Here is a 20,682-nt window from a genome sequence, read left to right on the forward strand (position 1 = left end):
AACCGCGCGGCCGGTATTCGGCCCAGAGCCCGGATTGACGTCGAATGGCCCCTGCCCCATGGTCCTTCCTCGAAGGTCCGGGGAGGAAACATGGCGCCATTCGATCAGAAGCTGACCGCGCTGCGCCGTGCGTTTCACCGCAACCCGGAGCTCGGCTTTCAGGAAGTCCAGACGAAGGCGAAGGTGGCTGCGGTCCTGCGCGATCTCGGGATCGAAGTGCATGAGGGCGCCGGGGTGATCGGCGTCTTGAAACACGGCAGTGGCAATCGCGCCATCGGACTACGCGCCGACATGGACGCGCTGCCGATCTCCGAGGCCAGTTGTCACGATTACGTCTCGCGGAACCCCGGACTGATGCATGCCTGCGGCCATGACGGTCACATGGCCATGCTGCTGGGCGCCGCCGAGCTTCTGTCCAGCGACCCCGATTTCGACGGCACGGTGATATTCATCTTCCAGCCCAACGAGGAGCACGGTCTCGGCGCGCGGGCGATGATCGACGAGGGGCTGCTCGTGCGGTTCCCGATCGACGAGGTCTATGCGATCCACAATCTGCCCGGCGCCCCGACAGGTCAGGTCTCGACGAGGACGGGGCAGATCTGCGCCAGTGAAAGCCTGTTCGAAATCGAGATATCGGGTCAGGGCGGCCATGCCTCGATGCCCCATGTCGGCGTGGACGCGATCACGGTGGGGGCCGAGATGGTCACGGCGCTGCAGACCATCGTGTCGCGCAAGCTGGCCCCCGGTGCCGGGGCGGTTGTCTCCGTCACCGAGTTTCTCACCGACGGGCAGCGGAATGTCCTGCCCGGTCACGCCACGCTCAAGGGCGATGTGCGCGCGCGCCTGCCCGAAGACCGCGCGGTGGTGGAGCGGCTGATGCGCCAGATTGTCGAAGGTATCGCGGCGACCCACGCTGTCACGGCGCGGATGAGCTTTGAGACCGAGTTCATCGAAACCCTCAACGCCCCCGAGCCCACCGAGGCCGTGGTCAGGGTGGCCCGGGCCGCCGGGCTCGAAACGCTCCCGGACCGCCCGCCGATGAGCTTTTCCGAGGATTTCGCGCATTTCTGCGCCGCGGTGCCCGGCTGTTTCCTGCTGCTCGGCAACGGCGAGAGCCGGCCGCATGGTCAGCCGCTGCATGCCGCGGATTATGATTTCAACGACGCGCTCCTGCCGATCGGCGCCGCCTTCTGGGCCGATCTGGTGCGCGACCGCCTCCCGATACGAAAGGATGAACGATGACTGACCTGCCTCCCGCCGTGCGCCTCGACCACGTCGCCGCCAGCCGCAAGGAGGGCGATGCCGCCCGGCGCGTCCTGTCCGCGGAGGATTTCGCCACCGCCCGCGCCGAGATCATGCAATGGCCGGGCTACACGCCGACACCGCTGCTGCATCTGGCAGCGCTCGCGCGCGAGATCGGTGTCGGGGAGATCCTCTACAAGGATGAGGGCCCCCGCTTCGGTCTTGGCAGTTTCAAGGCGCTTGGCGGGTCCTATGCCGGGTTGCGGGTGCTGCAGCGCGAGATCTCCCGCAGTCTCGGGCGCGACGTGCCGCTGGCGGAGATCCGCAACGGCGAACATGCGGCCGAATGTGCCGCGATCACGCTGGTTTCCGCCACCGACGGCAATCATGGCCGCTCGCTCGCCTGGGGCTGCCAGCGTTTCGGCGCGCCCTGCCGGATCTATATCCATGCCGAAGTCAGCGAGGGCCGCGCGCAGGCGATGCGCGATCTCGGAGCCGAGGTGATCCGCATCGACGGCGATTACGACGATTCCGTCGATCTTGCCAAATCCGAGGCCGAGGCGAACGGCTGGTTCGTGGTCTCCGACACCTCCTGGCCGGGATATGCGCTGCCACCGCGCGACGTGATGGCGGGTTACGGGGTGATGACGCAGGAGATTTGCGAGGCGCTGGAGACTCCCCCCACCCATGTCTTCCTGCAAGGCGGCGTCGGCGGGCTGGCGGCCGGTGTCGTGGCCGGTCTGCGGCAATATTGGAGTGAGGACGCCCCAAGGGTGGTGATCGTCGAACCGGAACTGGCTGCCTGCCTGTTCGAAAGCGGCAAGACCGGCATCGCCACCAATGTCGCGATCGAGGAGGAAACACTGATGGCGGGGCTGTCCTGTGGCGAGCCGTCCGAGCTGGCCTGGGAAATTCTCGTCGAGGAGGCCAGCGATTTCCTGACCATCCCCGAAGCGCTGGTCGCGCCCGGCGTCCGCCTGCTGGCGCGGCCCCTGCCGGGTGATCCAGCCGTCGAGGCGGGCGAAAGCGCGGTGGCCGGGCTGGCGGCGCTGATCGCGGCGCGGCAGGATGAGGACCTCTCTGCCCAGCTCGGGCTCGATGGCGATGCGCGGGTGCTGCTGATCGGTTCCGAAGGCGTCACCGATCCGGCGATCTTCGAGCGGATCATGGGGGGCAGCGATGCTGCCTGACGCGCCGCGGCGCGGCTTCCCGAACGCCGAGTTCGAGAGCCGCACCGCCCGGGCGCAGGCCCTGATGGCGGAGCAGAACTTCGCCGGCCTGTTGCTGATGAACGAGCCGGAAGTGCGCTATTTCACCGGTTTCCAGACCCCGTTCTGGCAAAGCCCGACGCGGCCCTGGTTTCTCTTCGTTCCGGCCGAGGGCAAGCCTGTCGCGGTGATCCCCGAAATCGGCGCGGCGCTGATGCGGCGTTCCTGGCTCGATGATATCCGATGCTGGAGCGCGCCGAGGCCGGAGGACGACGGCATCGGCCTGCTGACCGAATTGCTGTCACCGCTGGCCACGCAGGGCGCGCGGCTGGGCGTATTGAAGGGCCATGAAACCTCGCTGCGGATGCCGCTGGGGGATTGGGAGAGGCTGGTCGCGGCGCTGCCGGGGTTGCAGATCGGCGATGCGACCGGGCTGGTTCAGGGCCTGCGCATGGTCAAATCCGCCGCCGAGATCGAGAAGCTGGTGCATATCTGCGCCATCGGCTCGGCCAGTTTCGCCCGGGTGCCGGAGTTCGTCGTCGAGGGTCAGCCGCTGGAAGACGTGTTCCGCGCCTTCCGCCGCGAGGCGCTGGCGCAGGGGGCCGATGATGTGCCCTATCTGGTGGGCGCCGCCGATCGGGGCGGCTATGCCGATTGCATCTCGCCGCCAGACCGCCGCCCGCTCAGCCGACGCGATGTGCTGATGCTCGACACCGGCTGCGTCTGGGACGGGTATTACTGCGACTTCGATCGCAACTGGGCCATCGGAAAGGCCGGCGACGCTGCCCGCCGCGCCTATGACGTGCTGTGGCGTGCCACCGAAGCCGGACTTGCCGCCGCCCGTCCCGGCAATACCTGCCGCGATCTGTTCAGGGCGATGTCACAGGTCATCGCCGAGATCGACACGAGCGGCGGCGACGTCGGGCGGCTCGGCCATGGTCTGGGCATGCAGCTTACCGAACAGCCGTCGCTCATGGCGGGCGAGGCGACGGTCCTGCGGGAAGGCATGGTGCTGACGCTGGAACCTTCGCTGAGCTACGGCGACGGGCTGATGATGGTGCATGAGGAAAACATTGTCATCACAGCGGACGGCGCCAGGTTGCTCACCCGCCGCGCCGCGCCGGAATTGCCGGTGTTGTCGTGATAGTGTCGCAAGGGGATCGCGGGCTGCCCGGTCAACAATGACGCTGGGAGGCTCAGACGAGCTGGTCGAGGATGCGGTCCAACATGCGGTCGCAGGCGGCGAGTTGGGTGCGCTCGAGATATTCATCGGCCTTGTGCCCCTGCCCCGCCATGTCCCCCGGTCCGCAGACGATTGTCGGAATCCCGAGCCCGGCGAAGAAACCCGCTTCGGTGCCGAAGGCCACCTTCACGGGATCCGGCTCCCCGCATAGCGCCGCGACCCTCTGCACGGCCCGATCCTCCGCTTTGACGTCAAGGCCCGGATAGGTATTGGTCAGCGCGACCTCGATCCCGGCCGCCGGATGTTCCGCGCGCCACGGGGCCAGCAGCGTTTCGACCTCCGCTTCGAGATGCCGCTGGAAATCCTCGAGCCCGTCGGCGGCGAGATGGCGCAGCTCGAAGTCGATCTCGGCCCGATCGGGTACGATATTGAGCGCGGTGCCGCCCTGCAGCCTTCCGGCATGGATCGTCGAAAAGGGGATATCATAGGCCGTGTCCTGCGCGCCGCCGGAGGCGTAGCCTTGCTGCAGGCGGCGCAGGAGCGTCAGGAAATCCCCGGCCAGATGCAGCGCGTTGACATGGCGCGGCGCCAGTGCCGAATGGCCGGCGCTGCCATGACAGAGCGCGCGGAACGCCGCCTTGCCCTTGTGACCGATGGCCGGGCGCATGGATGTCGGCTCTCCGACGATGCAGAGGTCGGGACGCCAGCCGAGTTTTCTGAACCCTGGCAGCATCTTGCGGATGCCCTGACAGCCGATTTCCTCGTCATAGGAGATCGCCAGCATCAGCGGTTCTCGCAGCCTTTGCGCCGAGGCGCGCGTCGCCAGTGACAGCATCGCGGCGAGGAAGCCTTTCATGTCGGTGCTGCCGCGTCCGTAGAGTCGCCCGCCCTCGCGGGTCAGCGTGAAAGGTGGTCTGGTCCAGTCCTGACCTGCGACCGGCACCACATCGCTATGGGCCGACAACAGCACGCCCCCCGGCCCCGCGCCGCCGATCCGTGCGAAGAGTCCACATTTGGGCTGTTCCGGATCCATCATGCGATGGGTCTCGAAACCCGCCTCGACGAGCAGCGTCTCGGCATGATCGATCAGCGCGAGATTGCTGTCGGCGCTGATCGTGGGAAAGGCGATCAGGCGGGCGAGAATGTCGAGGGTCCGGGCGTGGGGTTCTGCGGTCATTGCGGTCATCATGTTGTCTGCTCTTTGGTGCCGGTGCTCGGCAACCTGTCTTCGGCGTGAGTTTCACCCGCCGCGCGGACGGATCCTCGGCGAGCCTAGCCGGGATCGACGCCGCGCGACATTACGATCTTGCGCAGCATTGATTAGCTTCTGCCTATATCCGCTTGACGGACCGAAACCTTTCTCAGACGCCGCTCATCAGCACGTCGATGGCGCGGGTGATCTCGTCTCCCTGTTGCGCCGCGCTGCCGATGCGGCGCAGGCCGTTGCGCCTGACGGCACCGATCAGCCGCGTCGCGAGAACCAGCGGTCCGCCCGCGCAGCGGATATGGGGGTTGAGCTGGGGTACCGCCGGATAATCCCGCAGCAGCGGGATCACCACGATGGCCGGATCGGGCGGCAGCAGGTCGCTCTCCACGACGACCATGGCGGCGTCGCCATGAACCGCGATGTCAAAGCGGCTCAGCGCTTCCACATGGAAGCTCCCGGGCCCGCCAGAATATCGGCAAGCGGATGACCGTGCTGCTCATGCCAGGCTGCCTGCGCCGCGAAAGCCGCGGCATTGTCCGTGCGCCATTGCTGTTGACGTGCCTTCGCGACCGCGGTGCGCAGGGCCTCGTCGGCGACGGCGGATACGTTCACACCGAGCCGCCGCGCCGCATCGAGCGCCTCGGCATCGAGCGTCAGGGATGTCTTGCGTTTCGTGCTTAAACCCATGGCGGCCCCCGATAGGATATACCACAGAAATATACCGCCCCCTGTACCGGGTCAAGGTCCGCGCTCGGGTTCGCCCATTGCCCCTGGCAATTCGACGGGTCATGCACAAGGCGCGGATTGCCCAGTAACGCCCTATCGCTTCTTCCGTGCCGTCCAGGCCTCGTAGAGCGCGGGCGCGTCCTCCCCCTGCGGCGGCTGGTGCCGGATGCGGGCCCAGTCCTGCTTTTCAAGCGGTTGGGCCAGTTCATCGCCGATCGCGGCGGTCGACAGGCCATAGGGCGCTGCCGTCTCGTTGGAATAGGCATAGACGACCTCGCTGATCCCCGCCATCCGCATCGCCGCAAGGCACATCGGACAGGGTTGGCCGCTGGCATAGACCGTGCAACCGTCGAGCCGATCGCTCCTCAGCGCCTCGCCCGCGCGCCGCAGGGCCAGCAATTCCGCATGGGCGGTCGGATCGTTGTCCTCCACCATCCGGTTCACCGCCCGCGCGATGACCCGGCCCTCCCGGACCAGTACCGCGCCGAACGGACGGCCGCCCGATTTTACATTCTCCTGCGCCAGCGCCACGGCTTCCTCCAGAAACGTCTTGTCGGTCATCATCCAGCCTCCGTCACCCCTGCGATGATGCCAGCCTAGCCGCCGCGCGGCTGCGGGTGAAGGGCGCGTCGGCGCTGCGAGGTGCGGAACATTCCAGCGGCTCCGGCGTTTAACCCGAGGTTGAATTTCCTCAAAGGGATTATTCCGTTGGCAAGATCCAATCCGAGATCCGTCGTCGCCATTGCCGGGCACCCGCTGCACCCGATGCTGGTCAGCTTCCCGATCGTCTGTTTCACCCTGACCCTCCTGACCGATATCGCCTATTGGCGGACCTCCAACCTGATGTGGCAGCATTTCAGCGAATGGCTGCTCTTTGCCGGTCTGATCATAGGAGGGCTGGCCGCGCTGGCCGGTGTCATCGACGTGATCGCCAGCAAGCGGATCAGGTCGCTGAAGCTCGTGTGGTTTCACGCACTCGGCAATGTCGTCGTGCTCGGTCTGGCGCTGGTCAACAGCCTGGTTCATGCCGGGGACGGATGGACCGCGGTGGTGCCCTGGGGGCTGACGCTGTCCGCCGTGACCGTCGCGATCATGCTGGTCACCGGCTGGCTCGGCGCGAGCATGATCTACAAACATCGTGTGGGGGTGAGCCATCATGAGTAACATCCGACCTGCCCGCAAATCGCCGCTGCTGATCGGCGCAGCCCTCGCCGCGCTGGCCACGTCCGCTTTCGCGCAGGACGATTTCGATATCTCGAGTCAGGTCGGACCGGACCCCGTCCTGCCGGAGCCCCGGATGTCGCTGCTGCCGGACATGAAGATCGCCGAGGTCGTCGGCTGGCAGGAGGGCGAGACGCCGAGCGTGGCGGAGGGGCTGACCATCTCGCTCTATGCCAAGGACCTGGTCAATCCCCGCACCGTTCATACCCTCCCGAACGGCGATGTGCTGGTCGTGCAGGGGCGCAAGCCGCCGGGTAAACCGAAGTCGCGACCCAAGGATTACATCCGCGGATGGATCATGTCGCTGGGCAGTGGCGGCGGCGGTGGACCGGAGAAGGACAGCAACCTGATCACCCTGCTTCAGGACAGCGACCGTGACGGCCAGGTCGATGCGCGCAGCGATCTGCTGACCGGGCTCAACTCGCCCTTCGGCGTCGCCTGGATCGACGACACACTCTATGTCGCGGCCAGCGACGCGATCCTCGCCTATCCATATGAACTTGGCCAGACGGAGATCACCGCAGAACCCGAGGTGCTGACCCCGCTGCCCGGCGGACCGATCAACCATCACTGGACCAAGGATCTGGCGCTGAGCCCAGATGGCAGGATGCTCTATGCCTCCGTCGGGTCGAATTCCAATATCGCGGAACGCGGGCTCGAGGCCGAAAAGGGACGCGCCGCGATCTGGCAGGTCGACCGCGAGACCGGCGCCAGCAAGGTCTTCGCCTCGGGGCTGCGCAATCCCAACGGGCTGACCTTCGAGCCGGAAACCCAGACGCTTTGGGCGGTGATCAACGAACGCGACGAGCTCGGCCCGAACCTCGTGCCCGATTACATGACCTCGGTTGTTGAGGGCGGGTTCTACGGCTGGCCCTGGAGCTATTACGGTGATCATCTCGACGCGCGGGTGCATCCGCAACGGCCCGACATGGTCGAAAAGGCGATCAAGCCCGATTACGCGCTTTCAAGCCATGTTGCCCCGCTCGGCATGGTGTTCACCCAAAATTCGGCGCTGCCCGAGCCCTATGACCGCGGCGCTTTCGTGGGGGAACGCGGCAGTTGGAACCGGGATCATTTCAACGGCTACAAGGTGTCCTATATCGCCTTCGAAAACGGTAAACCGAACGGTCCGAAGGTCGATGTGGTGACCGATTTCCTGCTCAGCGACAAGGCCCGCGGCCGTCCTGTCGGTCTCGGCATCGACGGCACCGGGGCGCTGCTCATCGCTGATGACGCGGGAAACACGGTGTGGCGCGTCGCCGCCGCCGATGGCACGATCCTGCCCGAACCCATCGGCAGCGATCAGATAACGGCAGGTCCGAGAGAGGCCGCGGCCGCGGAGGAGGAGGCGGGACCGATCGAGGCGGAGGAGCAAGACGCGGATCAGGCAGAGCCCGCGTCAACACCCGCACAGACCGAGATCGCCCCGGCGGTGCTTCCGGAACCCGACGATTCTGCGACACCAGGTCAGGAGGGCGAATAGCCGCGAAGATTCCTCGCTTTGGCGAGATAGTGGATGTATTTCCAGTGACTTAAATATCGTGGTTGAACAACTGGATGAACTGTTGCCGAGGCTTCTCGGGTCGCGAGCTCACCCCCGAGCGCAAGAAGGGGCGCCAGCTTCCTCGCAGGAAACAGATGTCGCTTCGGGCCTTTCACCTTCGACAGGCAGGAGGAGCGGAATGACCCAAGGCAAGCCAATCATCGTGATCACCGTGGCGGCAGGGAACATCGGCAGCGAGCTGACCGAAAGACTCTCGTCGGATTATCATCGTAGCCGGGGGCCGACTGGAGCGCGCTTGCCTTTTCGGCGCGGGGCTGGGGTTGATCGCGCTCGGCAGTCCGCGCGGCACGGTGAACAGCAGCTTCGGCGACTGGAACAGGTTCATCCGGTGAGGCCATGATTGACCTACCGATCAAGGGGATAGGAGAGAAACCTGATCTTTCACATCAAACGCAATCGGGGTGCATGACAGAAAAGTAAGTCCGTTGACAGAATGAAATATATCTTTCACATTCCTCTATAGGCTCCGTCAACCGAGGAAACCCCACTTGTCCCTGCCCATCGAGGATCGGCTCTCCAACGCGATGCGCAGCGGCAGCAAAGCCGACAAGGCGCTCGCCAGCTACATGGGAGCCAGCCTCACCGAACTGCCGTTCGAGACGGCGGCGAGCATCGCGGTGAAGGTAAAGGTCAGCGAGGCGACGGTGGGCCGGTTCTGTCGCTCGCTCGGCTATGAAAGTTTCAGGGATCTCAAGGAGCAGCTGAAAGGCCATATCGGCGACTACCCCTGGCTGATGAGCGACCGGCTGAGCGAATTGCGCAAGAATTCGGCGGATGACGAGACACATTTCCTGCGCGGGCTGGAGATGGAGATCGCCGGGCTCGTCTCGATCTATGAAATGTCCACGGGCCAGAGCTGGCGCCGCGTCGTCAAGCGCCTCGCCCATGTCGAGCGGGTCCATGTCGCCGGGTTTCAGACCGAGCGCGGGATCGCCCAGTATTTCGCCCATCAGCTGCAATATGTCCGCGACGGCGTCGCTCTGCTCGACCTGTCGAGCGGCAATTTCGCCGAGGCGCTGCTGTCGGATCGCGATTCCTGTCTGGTGATCTTCGAGGCGCGGCATTATTCGCGCCAGGCCAAGGTGCTGGCGGAGGAGGCGCGCGACGCCGGTATCCCCGTCACGCTCGTCACCGACCTGTTCTGCGACTGGGGTGCCGGTGTCGCGGATGAGGTGCTCGCCGTGCCGACACAGGTCAACCAGTTCTGGGATTCGACCGCCGCGATGGCCAGTCTCGGGAACCTGCTGATCAACGGCGTCTTCCTGGAGCTCGGCCCCGGCGTCAGCGAGCGGCTCAACGGTATCGCAAAATTGTTCGGGCGTTTTACCGGCCATGTCGGTGATCCGGTTGCCCCGATCAGAAAATGAAGAAACTGCAACCCAACGGGAGAAGACAATGAAGATCACCACCAGATTGCTGACCATGACGGCCGGCGCCGCGATGACCGCTGTTCTGGCGACGGGCGTCGGCGCCGAGACGCTGAAGCTCGGCACCGAGGGCGCCTACCCGCCGTTCAATTATATCGAAGCCAACGGCGAGATCGCGGGGTTCGACGTCGAGATCGGCCAGGAATTGTGCAGGCGCATGGAGACCGAATGCGAGGTCGTCGCACAGGATTGGGACGGGATCATCCCCGGCCTTCTGGCCAAGAAATACGATTTCATCATCGCGTCGATGTTCATCACCGAAGAGCGCAAGAAACAGGTGGATTTCTCCGACCCCTATTACCTTGCCGCGATGACCCATGTGGTGCCGAAGGATTCCGACATCACCGAATTCACCAACGAGGCGCTGGCCGACGTGGTGATCGGCGCGCAATCGGGCACCACCCAGGCCGATTTCATCGAAGCCACCTACCCGGATGCGGATATCCGCCTCTACCCGACGCAGGACGAGGTCAATCTCGACATGGCCAGCGGCCGGATCGACATGCAGGTCGGGGACATGCTGCCGATGCTCGACTGGACCACGAAATCCGAGGATGGCGCCTGCTGTGAGCTGGCCGGCGAGCCGATCACCGATCCGGCCTTCGTCGGTGATGGCGTCGGCATTGCGGTGCGTCAGGAGGACGACGAGCTGCGCGAGAAGCTCAATGCCGCGCTGGCCGAGATCCGCGCCGACGGCACCTACAAGAAGATCAACGACAAGTATTTCACCGTTGACGTCTATACGATGAAATGAGCCGAACCGTCCCCCTATCCGAAAGGTTGACCCGTGCTTGAGCTTTTCGCATTCGGCGATACCGGTTGGGGGGACGAGATCCTGCAGGGGCTCGCGGTCACGGTGCAGCTGGCGCTGGTGACCCTGCCGGTGGGGCTGCTCATCGGCTTTCTTGCCGCGGGCGCGTCACTCTCGAGGCTGCGCGCATTGCGGTTTCTCGGGTTCGGCTACACCACCATCCTGCGCGGCCTGCCCGAGATCCTGACGCTGTTCGTGGTTTACAACGGCGTGGGGCTGCTGCTGAACGCTCTGGCGCAATGGTGGGACCCGGAGGGCGGCGGGATCGAGTTCAGCCCTTTCGCCGCCGGGGTGATCGCGCTTGGCATGGTGTTCGGCGCTTTCGCCGGAGAAGTGCTGCGCGGCGCGTTCAATTCGCTCGATGGCGGTCAGGCCGAGGCCGGGCGCGCGATCGGGATGAGCCAGCGCAAGATATTTTTTCGCATCCAGCTGCCGCAGCTCTGGCGCTTCGCCCTGCCCGGTCTGGGCAATCTGTGGATCAACATGCTCAAGGATACCGCACTCGTCTCGATCATCGCGCTGAGCGATCTGATGCGCATGACCAAGGTCGCCGTCGGGGTCACCAAGCAACCCTTCACCTTCTATCTCGCCGCCTGCCTGATCTACTGGGGGCTCTGTGTCGCCTCCGAGCTAATGCTGGCCTGGATGGAACGCCGCGCCAACCGCGGCATTCGGAGGGCCTGAGATGAACCCGATGGAAATCCTCCTGCAATATTGGCCCCGGCTGCTCGATGGCACACTGATGACCATCAAGCTGACGCTGATGGGCGCGCTGATCGCGGCGGCGGTTTCGCCGATGCTGGCGCTGATCCGGGTACAGGCGCCGATGACGGCCCAGGCGCCGTTGCGGCTCTATATCTCCTTCATGCGCGGCACGCCGATCCTCGCGCAATTGTTCCTGATCTTCTACGGTTCCGGGCAGTTTCGCCCGTTCCTGCAGGAATGGGGCCTTTGGGGATTTTTTCGCGACCCGTTCAACTGCGCGCTGCTGGCCTTCGCGCTCAACTCAACCGCCTATCAGACCGAGATCCTGCGCGGCGGTATTCTGGGGGTCAATCGCGGCGAGATCGAAGCGGCGCGCGCCATCGGCATGGGGCGGCTTGCGGTGCTGCGCCGGGTGGTGTTCCCGCATGCCTACCGCATCGCCTGGCCCGCGCTCGGCAATGAGGTGATCCTGCTGATGAAGGCCAGCGCACTGGCCTCGGTGGTCACCGTATTCGACATCATGGGCCGCACGAGACAGATTTTTTCGCGCAGCTTCGACTTCTCGATCTACCTCTGGGCGGCGCTGATCTATCTCTGCATCACGGCGATCTTCGTGCTGCTCTGGCGCCTCGCCGAGCGCCGCCTGAGCCGCCACATCGCGCCGACGCAACCGGTCGGCAAACCCGCAGCGACATTCACGGAAACGCAGGCATGAGCGATCCGCAGATCATCCTCAAGGCCGAGGATATCACCAAATCCTTCGGCAATGTCGAGGTGCTCAAGGGGATCTCGCTGGAGGCGCGCCAGCATGACGTGATCTCGATCCTCGGCTCGTCCGGTTCGGGGAAATCGACGTTCCTGCGCTGCCTGAACTTCCTCGAAACCCCGACTTCCGGCAAGGTCACGGTGCATGGCGAAGAGGTGCTGGTGCGCAACGGCAAGCCGCAGAACGTGCGCCATATCGAGAGGATCCGCAGCCGCCTCGGCATGGTGTTCCAGCAATTCAACCTCTGGACCCACCGCACGGTGCTGGAAAACGTCATGGAGGGCCCGGTGCAGGTCAAGGGCGTGGCCAAGGCCGAGGCCCGTGCCAAGGCCGAAGCGCTGCTGATCAGGGTCGGTCTGGAGGATCGCATGGCGATGTACCCCTCGCAGCTTTCCGGCGGCCAGCAGCAGCGCGTGGCAATTGCCCGGGCGCTGGCGATGGAGCCCGATGCGATCCTGTTCGACGAGCCGACATCGGCGCTCGACCCGGAACTGGTGGGCGAGGTGCTGAAAGTCATGCAATCGCTCGCCGCCGAGGGCACCACGATGATCGTCGTCACCCATGAGATGGGTTTCGCCCGCGAGGTTTCCTCCGAGGTGGTGTTCCTGCACAAGGGCCGCATCGCCGAGCAGGGCCCGCCGGAGCAGATGTTCACCAATCCGCGCACCGAGGTTTTCGAACGTTTCATCGCCAAGGTGAAGTAACGCCATCCCCTGCCCTGCCCCGCAATTTCAATCGAGTAGCCAGCATGTCCACCACCGACCAGAAGCCCGCGATGCGCGGTGCCATCCGCATCGAAGCCGCCGAGCTGCGCATTGTCAGCCTGCCGCTGATCACGCCGTTCAAGATTTCCAGCGGGACAATGACCTGCAAAACCTTCCCGCTGCTGGTGCTGAAGGGCGAAGGGCTGGAAGGCATCGCCGAAGCGGTGATGGATCCGGCACCCGATTACCTCGAAGAGACGATCCCGGCGACCATGGCCTTCCTGCGCGAGGTGCTGCTGCCCTCGCTGCTCGGCAAGAGTTTCGCCAATCCCTACGAGCTGGAACCCTATCTCGCACCCTGGCGCGGGCATCGCATGGCCAAGGCGGTCGTCGAAATGGCGTTCTGGGATCTGTGGAGCAAGAGCCTCGGTATTCCGCTCAAGGCGGCTCTCGGCGGGGTGCGCGAGCGTGTCGATGTCGGCGTCAGCATCGGCATCGCGTCGATCGACACCACGCTGGAGCGGGTCGAGACAGCGCTGGCGGCTGGCTACAAACGTACCAAGCTGAAGATCGCGCAGGGCCATGACGTGAAGCTCGTGGCAGCGGTGCGCGCGCGCCATCCCGACATCAAGCTGACCGTCGATGCCAATACCGATTACGGCCTCATCGACCTGCCGGTGCTGCGCGCGCTCGATGACTTCGACCTCGATTACATCGAGCAGCCGCTGGCCTTTGACGATATCCACGATCACGCGCAGGTGCAGGCGGCGCTGAAGACGGCGATCTGCCTCGATGAAAGCATCCGCAGCGCCAGTGACGCCCGCAAGGCGCTGGAACTGCGCGCGGCGCGGGTGATCAACATCAAGGTCGGCCGGGTCGGCGGTTTTGCGGCGGCGCGTGCGATCCATGACGTCAGCGCCGCCTTCGGCGCGCCGGTCTGGTGCGGCGGGATGCTGGAGGCCGGGATCGGCAGGGCGCATAACATCCACCTCGCGACCTTGGCAAACTTCACCAAGCCGGGCGATACGTCCAGCGCCAGCCGCTATTTCAGGCGCGACATCATCAACGAGGCACTGGAAGCCGAGAACGGCGAAATGCCGGTGCCCGGCAATGGATCGGGGATCGGGGTGACGCTGGATCGAGCCTATCTCGAAAATGTCACTGATCACGTCGAGGAACTGACGCCATGAATGCACAGGAGAACGGCGTCACCCTGCGCGAGCTCACCTCGGTGGCGGAGCTGAAACAGGCCGAAAGTTTCCAGCGCGAGGTCTGGGGCGAGGACGATCCGCCGGACAATTCCGATATCATGCTGGCGATCCAGCACGAGGGCGGTCTGGTGGCAGGGGCGTTCAAGGACGGGCGGATGCTCGGCTTCCTCTTCGGCTTTCCGACCAGCGACCCGACGATCCAGCATTCGCACCGGCTGGCCGTGCATCCCGACAGCCGCGGGATGGGGCTCGGGGTGAAGCTGAAATGGTATCAGCGCGACTGGTGTCTCGCCCGTGGCATCACTATGGCCCGCTGGACCTATGACCCGTTGCGCCGGATCAACGCCGGGCTCAACATCGCCCGGCTCGGCGCCATCGCGCGGCGCTATCACGAGGATTATTACGGCGAAATGGTCGGGATCAACGCCGGGGTGCCCTCGGATCGCCTGCTGGCCGAATGGCATCTCGACACGGCTGAGATTGCTCAGCGCGCCGTCGACCCGCAGGCGCCCGCACCGCAGCCGGACAACATCGTCGCGCGCGTCGCCATCCCCGCCGATTTCCCGGCCCTCCTCGCCAACGACCTCGAAACCGCCCTCGCCGAGCGCCTGCGGGTCCGTTCAGAGCTCGTGACAGCCTTCGCGGGCGGGCTGATCGTCGCGGGCTTCGATACGGCCCGGGGCGAATATCTGCTGTGCCACTCCAGGATGAGCGATCTCTAGACTTCGGGGCCACCAGCCCGGCAATCAGACGGCTTTATGCCCAGGACGCGCGATCACGTCATCCCGCTCTACACGCCGAAATGCGGTGAGTCTGAAATCTGCAAATCCGGCAAGCCCAACCTCTGGCAGAAGATCCGCGAGATCCAGGGGCCCGTGCTGCGAAGCAGAATTGTAAACCGGACCTTCCAGCCCTCTCGGGAGGCCGCCCAGAAATTCGCGATTTTCGAAAGAATATTGGAGGCGAGTACCGGACCCGCTACCATATTTCTAAGCCACTGGAAGGCTTGAACAATCGAGTGCGAGGTTGAGTTGTGTGTCGCACTGCGTGTCACACTTATGCTGTCTGGGTTGTGTTTCTGTCAATCGGCTCGTGCGTCAAAGGTGGCCTTCTTAGTCTTCTATAGGTTGGGTTGCTCAGGTCGCGGCGGTTCTTCTGTCCAATAGTGGGAGTGGCTTACGGCCCCGCGTTTCTTTATCCTTATAGGTGGCCCGGATGCCGACCCACGGTGCTTCTTCTGTCCTATAGTGAGGCCGGGTTGCCGCTTCAGCGGGCGGGGCTAAGCGAGGGCGGCATGGGGGAAGTCTGAGCCTGAACAGTAGTAGATGGGGGCACAAAAAAATGTGCCACAAATCCTAGGCTCACTTCGTGCTCAAGAAAAAGCCTGTGCGAGGCACACAACACCCAACCCAGTTGCAATCCTCGCGATAGGCTCTCCTGCCGGTCAAGCAGTGCCCAAAGATGGGAGCTGGGCCTTTCCTGAAAGCGGCGTCTTGGCATGCGCGAAATAGAGCTCGGCCAAGTTGAGCTTAGAGCTCTATTCATGAGGCGATACAGCTCTTGACCTTGCTGCGAGAGCTCGGCATAATCGTGGTGTGAGCTGTACTCACGCCGTGGGCTGAGCTGTATCAGCATCTACCCCTCGGTTTCCTGTGAGCTCTAACAAGGAGTTGAGCTATGAAAGTTACTTTTCCCGCAATGAAGGGCACCATCGGTGGCCGCACGTACTACTCATGCATGATGCCGCTGCGCGTCGTGCCCAAGATGTTTACTTTTAGGGATTGGGCAGAGTTTTCGCCTGAAGAGCGCGAACAAAGGGTCTTGAACCAAAAACGGGTCCCCCACATCTCGAAATACATCACTGAAAACGAAGACGGGTACCTTTTCGCGTCTATTACGGCATCTTATAAGTGCCACGTCGAGTTCTCGTCGCTGTCTAGCGAAGAGAGCCTTGGCACCGTGGCGATGGACTTCGATGAAGCAGAGTTTGTCATCAATGATGGGCAACACCGCTGCGCAGCCATCGCCCATGCTTTGAAGGAGAACCCCGCCCTCGGTGATGAGACGATCTCCGTTCTTCTCTTCGAGTACGAGAACCGCGACCGGATGCAGCAGATGTTCTCCGACCTCAACAGGTTCGTGCAGAAGACCTCGAAATCGCTTGATATCCTTTACGACAAGCGAGACCCGTTCTCGCGGCTGACTTTGGAAGTGATCAAGCTGGTCGATGTTTTTGATGGCATGGTTGACCGTGATGCCATTTCTATAGGCATTCGTTCGCCAAAGCTGTTCACACTTTCGACAATGTACGATGCGAACAAAGAGCTCCTGAAGTTTCACGATGTGGCCGGTGAGAGCGAGGATGACGAAGAGGGTCATCACGAGATTACTGCGGTCGCTGTGAAGTTTTGGAGAGCTGTTGCGGATAATATGCCGGAGTGGGGGGAGGTCAAATCGCAGCACCTGCGGGCGATGGAGCTGCGCCAAGAGAGCCTTGCATCGCATGCGACGGTTATGCGCGCTATCGGTGGGGCAGGGGCTGAGCTGATGCGCGAGCACCCTGAAGACTGGCAGGATCGCCTCCATGCACTGACCCTGATTGATTGGAAAAAATCAAACCCGGAGTGGAATGGCGTTTGCATCATCGCAGGCTCCGTGTCTTCGAACCGGCAATCCAGGCAGGCTACGAAGGCGTTCGTGAAGCGCGCGCTTGGCCTCTCTCTGACTGATGCTGAAGTTAGGTCTTTGACCCCACCGGAGGAACAAGTCTCGGAGGCAGCAGAGTAATGGGTAGCAGAGCAAAAACGAGCGGGGTCCGCCTCACCGAGTATGACGCTGCACTCGTCAAAGGAATGCTTGCGAGAGGTGATCGCCAGCATGACATCGCGGCTTGGTTCGGAGTAAACGGGGGCCGCATAGCAGAGATTGCCACAGGTGCTACGTTTGGCTGGGTGCATCAGGCGCAGGGAGACTTGCCGCCCCCGGGGCCATACCCAACCGGCAAGCAAGCAGCTGAAGCGCAAGCAGCCCTTGATCAAGCGTTGAATGCTCTGGCGCTTGCTAAGACTAAGATCGGGGCGATCACACGCGCCTCTCGCTAGGCACTTCGGACAATAATCTCGCCACCGCCTCAAGAGCCGCGCGTCTTCTCGGATTGCGCGGCTCACTTCAATCAGCGACTTGACAGACAAGAGCTATGCAGCCCCATGTCTTGTGAAAAAGTCAGAAGTAGGTCAGCCGCAAAATCCAGCTAGGGGAGCCAGTAGCCTTGATCGCAAAGCAAACAGATACGCGCCTGTGAAGTCCCGCCCTTTCGATCCCCATTGGACAACGGACCTGCCGTCATTAACGGCTTATCTGGATGAGCTATGCCGCACGATCAGCGAAGCTGAAACACGCGGCAGGAAGCGCAAGGAAGCGGCACAGGCCAACTTCGAAGCTGCTATCAAGGCTATCGTGCTCGACCTGTACCGGGCACACAAAAGCGACCCCACGCTTGAAGTCGGCATTGGGACCGGCACAACCGCGCTACAGAGGAAAAGCAAGTCGCGCTACGGTGCCAGCTTCATATCTGCCCGGACTTTCATTGATGCGATGGAGGCGCTGAAACGCGAAGGGTTGATCGTGATAAGCACCCCGCACTGGGATGATCCCGCGAAGAAGAACAGCCGCGTGGCCCGCCACATGGCGACCCCTTCCTTAATGGCAGGGTTTGAACGGGTCAGTGCGTCGGTGCTCGATCTGAGACGACACCCGAACGCCGAAGGTATCCGCCTGAAAGACAGCAAGAAGCGGCTTGTCGAGTATGGCGATGACGCCTTCGCCAACGGGGCGCGGGATCGACTGCGGATCATCAACGACATGCTGGAAAGCCATTGGGCAGACCTGGCACTGACGGACGAACAACTGGCCCAAGAGTTGAGGCGCATAGGCGGGACACGAGACGATGAAGCCGCTCAGTCATTCGACTTTGCCGCACGCACGGTCTACCGGGTTTTCAACAACGAAGACTGGGAACAGGGAGGAAGGTTCTATGGGGCATGGTGGATCAGTTGCCCGAGCCGGTTGAGGCCGCACATCCTAATAAATGGTAAGCGCACAGTCGAAGTGGACTATTCGGGCCTGCACGCGGCCATGCTCTATGCCCAAGATGGCCAAGCCATCCCCGATGACCCCTATGAGCGGTGCTTGACGAAGAAGGACAACAAGGCCGAACGAAAGTTGGTCAAGCGGACTTTCAACGCACTCCTGAACGCAGACAACGTGAACCGGATAAGCGAGATTGAAGACTACTCGCCAGAGATCACCGGGCGAAGTTGGTATGATTTCAAATGGCACATAGTCAGCAAGTACCCAGAGTTCAGGCCACACTTCGGCTCAGGTGTCGGGCTGCACCTGCAACGGAAGGATAGCGACTTGGCGGAAAAGGTCATGCTTAGGTTCGCGGCCATGCGCTATGCCTGCTTGCCGGTGCACGACAGCTTCATCGTGCATCACGGATTACAGGACGAGTTAGACCGGATCATGCGAGAGGCATTCGAAGCGGAGTTCGGTCTGAGCGGCAAGGTGGGTGTCGATATCGGCATTGGTGAAATGGCGGAAAACAGTGGCCAGCCAATCGAACCAGACCCAGACCAGTTGCTTAACTCGGTGGGATATGAAGCACGACTACAGGCGTTTTGGGACGCGCGGAGCAAGGCCAGAAACACCCACATCACTCCTCCTCTAAGTATGAGGGATTAGAAGACATCATCTTAATATCAGTGTCTTGGTATCAAGGCTTATAGGGATTAATGGGATTATACACCTGAGGTCACACCTGAAGGCGCTCCCTCAATACTGATAACGATAAGGAGCGCCGGGCCGGTTCAAATCTTGAACCGTCCGATGGCGTCGCTGAGTTGTTCGAGCGTGTAGCCTTCCCTCAGATAGACTTCCTGTGTCACGCCTGACCGGGCGTGGCCGACGATGCACTGGATGATCGGCTCTGGCACGTTTGCTTGCCCCAGTCGCGTTACCACCGTGTGCCGCAGGCTGTGGAAGACAAGGCCCGGCTGCTTGATGCCCAGCTTGGGCAAGAAACTCTCATTGCACCAGCGGCCCAAGTTGCGACCGTAGCCGCCATTGGTGCTGTAGCTGTAGTCTGGGAACAGGCGTTTGCGGTTTCTGCGACTGTCCACGAAGTCGAGAAAGCCAAGGTGGATCAACTCGGAATGCAGCGGTACCTTGCGCCGTCCTGCTTTCGATTTGACGCTCTTGGTGTCGTCGCCTTCGTCGGTGATGTTTAGCAGCCATGTATCGCCGTCCTGCTTCACATCGGCAATGTCGAGTTGGCAAATCTCGTTCAGACGCGCCCCGGTGAACATGCCCAAGAGCATCCCCCACTTGTGGCTGTCTTTGCGCACCAGCCCGGACGGGTTCTCCGTCAACTCGGTGTAGATCAACCGCGCCTGATCCGGTGTGAAGGGCTTGCGCTCACTCTCGCTGGCCTTGTCCTTCCGTACTTTCATGCCTTCAAAGAGCGTGTGCGGCGCATGTCCGTGCCGTTCCGCCCAGTCGAAGAACATCTTGAACATTTGGATATGGCTGTTGATCGTCTTGGCCGCGATCTTCTTGTGACCGGGTTCCTTGATGACTTGCATCAGCGGCATGACCTTCAACTTCGGCTTAGTATTCCGGCTGGACGGTAGCGCCTGCAAGACCTTCTTGACCTCGCTCGCATCCTGCTTGGTGATCGTGGCAAGCAGCCGGTCAGGACCGAAGTATTCGACAAGGATGTTCAGGTAGGCCCGGTTCTGGCCGATGGTTTTGCCCGCCCATTGGCGCGAATGCTCTGCAATGAAATCATCCACCGCCGCGCCCAAGGGCGACGAGGCTGGCAGAGCGGGCGCATGAGCGGCAGGAGCAATGGTCGGGGCGTCGTCATAGGAATAATGCTCAAGGCGCTCAGCGGCTTCCAGAACGCGCCTGAGCATGTCCCGGCGGCCCTTTCTCAACTCAGTCGCAATCCGGGGCAGGCTGGCATCCCATTCCGCGTCTGATACATCCATCTTGCTCTTGAAGCGTTGCACCGGCAGCCATTGTCCACTGGCGCTGTCAATCTCCATGTAGCTTTCATGGTCCAGCATTTCTTCGCGAGCATGCGATAGTGCGCCCTGTGACAAGCCACGACGGTCCAGCCAATCAAGGTACTGATCCAGTTGCGCCTTGAAGTAGGCTTGCACCTTCTCGCGTATCTCGCTCTGCCTCAGTCCCACCAATGCATTGTTCTCGCGTAGTATTCGTCCGCAGGATGCAAGATAGCGGGCCAAATCACCAGCCCGATCCGGGCAACGTGTCCGCAGTGAGATGCGAACCGTAGTCCGCTTTCCCTCTAAGGATGAGGGGATAGGCCAGCGGAAGTAGTAAATCCCATGTCTTGAGGGGCTTAGATAGGATGACAGCATCATAGGGCGTGTGTCCCACTTTGTGTCACACTCGACCGTTCAGCCGCTAACCCTATGATTTAGAATGAAATGGAGGCGAGTACCGGAATCGAACCGGTGTACACGGATTTGCAATCCGCTGCGTAACCACTCCGCCAACTCGCCAGCCGTGGTGGGGCGTTGCTAGCCTATCCTTTCGTGCGCTGCAAGGCCGTAAGCAGCGCGGTCGGCGGTTGTTTGGACGGATTTTCCTGTCGGCCGACCCGCGCCCGGACCGGACGC

The 20,682-nt window shown here is 62.6% G+C and carries 19 protein-coding genes and 1 tRNA gene; 14 read left to right on the forward strand and 6 right to left on the reverse strand.

Annotated features, from left to right (window positions below; translation table 11 throughout):
• The first annotated feature begins 90 nt into the window (after positions 1–90).
• The 3 genes from ACFSUD_RS13790 to ACFSUD_RS13800 are packed head-to-tail and all read left to right on the forward strand — an operon-like array spanning position 91 to position 3,594.
• Entirely contained in the window at positions 91–1,242 is a 1,152-nt protein-coding gene (locus tag ACFSUD_RS13790) for an amidohydrolase (RefSeq protein WP_386375190.1), read from the forward strand.
• A complete protein-coding gene (locus tag ACFSUD_RS13795) occupies positions 1,239–2,432 on the forward strand; it encodes a diaminopropionate ammonia-lyase (RefSeq protein ID WP_386375191.1) in 1,194 nt (397 codons plus the stop codon). The genes ACFSUD_RS13790 and ACFSUD_RS13795 overlap by 4 nt, the downstream gene beginning before the upstream one ends.
• Positions 2,422–3,594 (forward strand): M24 family metallopeptidase, encoded by a 1,173-nt coding sequence (locus ACFSUD_RS13800; RefSeq protein WP_386375192.1) that lies wholly within the window; start codon positions 2,422–2,424, stop codon positions 3,592–3,594. The genes ACFSUD_RS13795 and ACFSUD_RS13800 overlap by 11 nt, the downstream gene beginning before the upstream one ends.
• A gap of 52 nt (positions 3,595–3,646) precedes the next feature.
• On the opposite strand, the gene argE is transcribed toward ACFSUD_RS13800, so the two are convergent.
• The 4 genes from argE to ACFSUD_RS13820 form a co-directional block, all read right to left on the reverse strand.
• Entirely contained in the window at positions 3,647–4,810 is a 1,164-nt protein-coding gene (argE, locus tag ACFSUD_RS13805) for an acetylornithine deacetylase (protein WP_386375193.1), read from the reverse strand.
• A 184-nt stretch (positions 4,811–4,994) separates the two neighbouring features.
• The gene (locus ACFSUD_RS13810) at positions 4,995–5,285 is read right to left on the reverse strand and encodes a CcdB family protein (RefSeq protein ID WP_386375194.1); all 291 of its coding nucleotides are present in this window, start codon (positions 5,283–5,285) and stop codon (positions 4,995–4,997) included.
• The gene (locus tag ACFSUD_RS13815; protein ID WP_386375195.1) at positions 5,273–5,527 is read right to left on the reverse strand and encodes a type II toxin-antitoxin system CcdA family antitoxin; all 255 of its coding nucleotides are present in this window, start codon (positions 5,525–5,527) and stop codon (positions 5,273–5,275) included. Before ACFSUD_RS13815 ends, ACFSUD_RS13810 begins: the two co-directional genes overlap by 13 nt.
• Before the next feature lie 132 nt (positions 5,528–5,659).
• Entirely contained in the window at positions 5,660–6,127 is a 468-nt protein-coding gene (locus ACFSUD_RS13820; protein ID WP_386375196.1) for a nucleoside deaminase, read from the reverse strand.
• A 147-nt stretch (positions 6,128–6,274) separates the two neighbouring features.
• Here ACFSUD_RS13820 and ACFSUD_RS13825 point away from each other — a divergent pair, with 147 nt between their 5' ends.
• The 11 genes from ACFSUD_RS13825 to ACFSUD_RS13875 all read left to right on the forward strand — a co-directional run bounded on the left by ACFSUD_RS13825 (position 6,275) and on the right by ACFSUD_RS13875 (position 18,718).
• Positions 6,275–6,730, forward strand: a complete 456-nt coding sequence (locus ACFSUD_RS13825) for a DUF2231 domain-containing protein (protein WP_386375197.1) — start codon at positions 6,275–6,277, stop codon at positions 6,728–6,730.
• Positions 6,723–8,270 (forward strand): PQQ-dependent sugar dehydrogenase, encoded by a 1,548-nt coding sequence (locus ACFSUD_RS13830; RefSeq protein WP_386375198.1) that lies wholly within the window; start codon positions 6,723–6,725, stop codon positions 8,268–8,270. Before ACFSUD_RS13825 ends, ACFSUD_RS13830 begins: the two co-directional genes overlap by 8 nt.
• A 569-nt stretch (positions 8,271–8,839) precedes the next feature.
• On the forward strand, positions 8,840–9,718 hold the full coding sequence (locus tag ACFSUD_RS13835; RefSeq protein ID WP_386375199.1) for a MurR/RpiR family transcriptional regulator: 879 nt from the start codon (positions 8,840–8,842) through the stop codon (positions 9,716–9,718).
• A gap of 28 nt (positions 9,719–9,746) precedes the next feature.
• Positions 9,747–10,532: an ABC transporter substrate-binding protein gene (locus ACFSUD_RS13840; RefSeq protein ID WP_386375200.1), complete on the forward strand. Its 786-nt coding sequence runs from the start codon at positions 9,747–9,749 to the stop codon at positions 10,530–10,532.
• A 33-nt stretch (positions 10,533–10,565) separates the two neighbouring features.
• Positions 10,566–11,273, forward strand: a complete 708-nt coding sequence (locus ACFSUD_RS13845) for an ABC transporter permease (protein WP_386375201.1) — start codon at positions 10,566–10,568, stop codon at positions 11,271–11,273.
• Position 11,274: 1 nt separating this feature from the next.
• Positions 11,275–12,009, forward strand: a complete 735-nt coding sequence (locus ACFSUD_RS13850; protein ID WP_386375202.1) for an ABC transporter permease — start codon at positions 11,275–11,277, stop codon at positions 12,007–12,009.
• Positions 12,006–12,764, forward strand: coding sequence for an ABC transporter ATP-binding protein (locus tag ACFSUD_RS13855; protein ID WP_386375203.1), 759 nt, complete (start codon positions 12,006–12,008; stop codon positions 12,762–12,764). The genes ACFSUD_RS13850 and ACFSUD_RS13855 overlap by 4 nt, the downstream gene beginning before the upstream one ends.
• Positions 12,765–12,808: 44 nt before the next feature.
• Positions 12,809–13,954 carry an o-succinylbenzoate synthase gene (menC, locus tag ACFSUD_RS13860; RefSeq protein ID WP_386375204.1) on the forward strand — a complete coding sequence of 382 codons (1,146 nt, stop codon included), beginning with the start codon at positions 12,809–12,811 and terminating at the stop codon, positions 13,952–13,954.
• Positions 13,951–14,697: a GNAT family N-acetyltransferase gene (locus ACFSUD_RS13865; protein ID WP_386375205.1), complete on the forward strand. Its 747-nt coding sequence runs from the start codon at positions 13,951–13,953 to the stop codon at positions 14,695–14,697. The genes menC and ACFSUD_RS13865 overlap by 4 nt, the downstream gene beginning before the upstream one ends.
• Before the next feature lie 955 nt (positions 14,698–15,652).
• A complete protein-coding gene (dndB, locus tag ACFSUD_RS13870) occupies positions 15,653–16,762 on the forward strand; it encodes a DNA sulfur modification protein DndB (RefSeq protein ID WP_386375206.1) in 1,110 nt (369 codons plus the stop codon).
• Between the two features lie 510 nt (positions 16,763–17,272).
• Positions 17,273–18,718 carry a hypothetical protein gene (locus ACFSUD_RS13875; RefSeq protein ID WP_386375207.1) on the forward strand — a complete coding sequence of 482 codons (1,446 nt, stop codon included), beginning with the start codon at positions 17,273–17,275 and terminating at the stop codon, positions 18,716–18,718.
• 125 nt (positions 18,719–18,843) lie between these two features.
• Here the strand turns inward: ACFSUD_RS13875 and ACFSUD_RS13880 are convergent, their stop codons facing one another.
• Both ACFSUD_RS13880 and ACFSUD_RS13885 read right to left on the reverse strand, forming a co-directional pair.
• Entirely contained in the window at positions 18,844–20,424 is a 1,581-nt protein-coding gene (locus tag ACFSUD_RS13880; RefSeq protein ID WP_386375208.1) for a tyrosine-type recombinase/integrase, read from the reverse strand.
• 67 nt (positions 20,425–20,491) lie between these two features.
• Positions 20,492–20,565 (reverse strand) — tRNA-Cys (locus ACFSUD_RS13885).
• Between the last annotated feature and the right edge of the window lie 117 nt (positions 20,566–20,682).

The sequence above is a fragment of the Sulfitobacter aestuarii genome (genome assembly GCF_042685005.1).
Classification (GTDB): Bacteria; Pseudomonadota; Alphaproteobacteria; order Rhodobacterales; family Rhodobacteraceae; genus Sulfitobacter; species Sulfitobacter aestuarii.

Excerpts from the sequence above, each read along its gene's own strand:
- ACFSUD_RS13790 (WP_386375190.1), top strand. The coding sequence starts at position 91 with ATGGCGCCATTCGATCAGAAGCTGACCGCGCTGCGCCGTGCGTTTCAC.
- ACFSUD_RS13795 (WP_386375191.1), top strand. The coding sequence starts at position 1,239 with ATGACTGACCTGCCTCCCGCCGTGCGCCTCGACCACGTCGCCGCCAGC.
- ACFSUD_RS13800 (WP_386375192.1), top strand. The coding sequence starts at position 2,422 with ATGCTGCCTGACGCGCCGCGGCGCGGCTTCCCGAACGCCGAGTTCGAG.
- argE (WP_386375193.1), bottom strand. The coding sequence starts at position 4,810 with ATGACCGCAGAACCCCACGCCCGGACCCTCGACATTCTCGCCCGCCTG.
- ACFSUD_RS13815 (WP_386375195.1), bottom strand. The coding sequence starts at position 5,527 with ATGGGTTTAAGCACGAAACGCAAGACATCCCTGACGCTCGATGCCGAG.
- ACFSUD_RS13820 (WP_386375196.1), bottom strand. The coding sequence starts at position 6,127 with ATGACCGACAAGACGTTTCTGGAGGAAGCCGTGGCGCTGGCGCAGGAG.
- ACFSUD_RS13830 (WP_386375198.1), top strand. The coding sequence starts at position 6,723 with ATGAGTAACATCCGACCTGCCCGCAAATCGCCGCTGCTGATCGGCGCA.
- ACFSUD_RS13840 (WP_386375200.1), top strand. The coding sequence starts at position 9,747 with ATGAAGATCACCACCAGATTGCTGACCATGACGGCCGGCGCCGCGATG.
- ACFSUD_RS13850 (WP_386375202.1), top strand. The coding sequence starts at position 11,275 with ATGAACCCGATGGAAATCCTCCTGCAATATTGGCCCCGGCTGCTCGAT.
- ACFSUD_RS13855 (WP_386375203.1), top strand. The coding sequence starts at position 12,006 with ATGAGCGATCCGCAGATCATCCTCAAGGCCGAGGATATCACCAAATCC.
- menC (WP_386375204.1), top strand. The coding sequence starts at position 12,809 with ATGTCCACCACCGACCAGAAGCCCGCGATGCGCGGTGCCATCCGCATC.
- ACFSUD_RS13865 (WP_386375205.1), top strand. The coding sequence starts at position 13,951 with ATGAATGCACAGGAGAACGGCGTCACCCTGCGCGAGCTCACCTCGGTG.
- dndB (WP_386375206.1), top strand. The coding sequence starts at position 15,653 with ATGAAAGTTACTTTTCCCGCAATGAAGGGCACCATCGGTGGCCGCACG.
- ACFSUD_RS13880 (WP_386375208.1), bottom strand. The coding sequence starts at position 20,424 with ATGATGCTGTCATCCTATCTAAGCCCCTCAAGACATGGGATTTACTAC.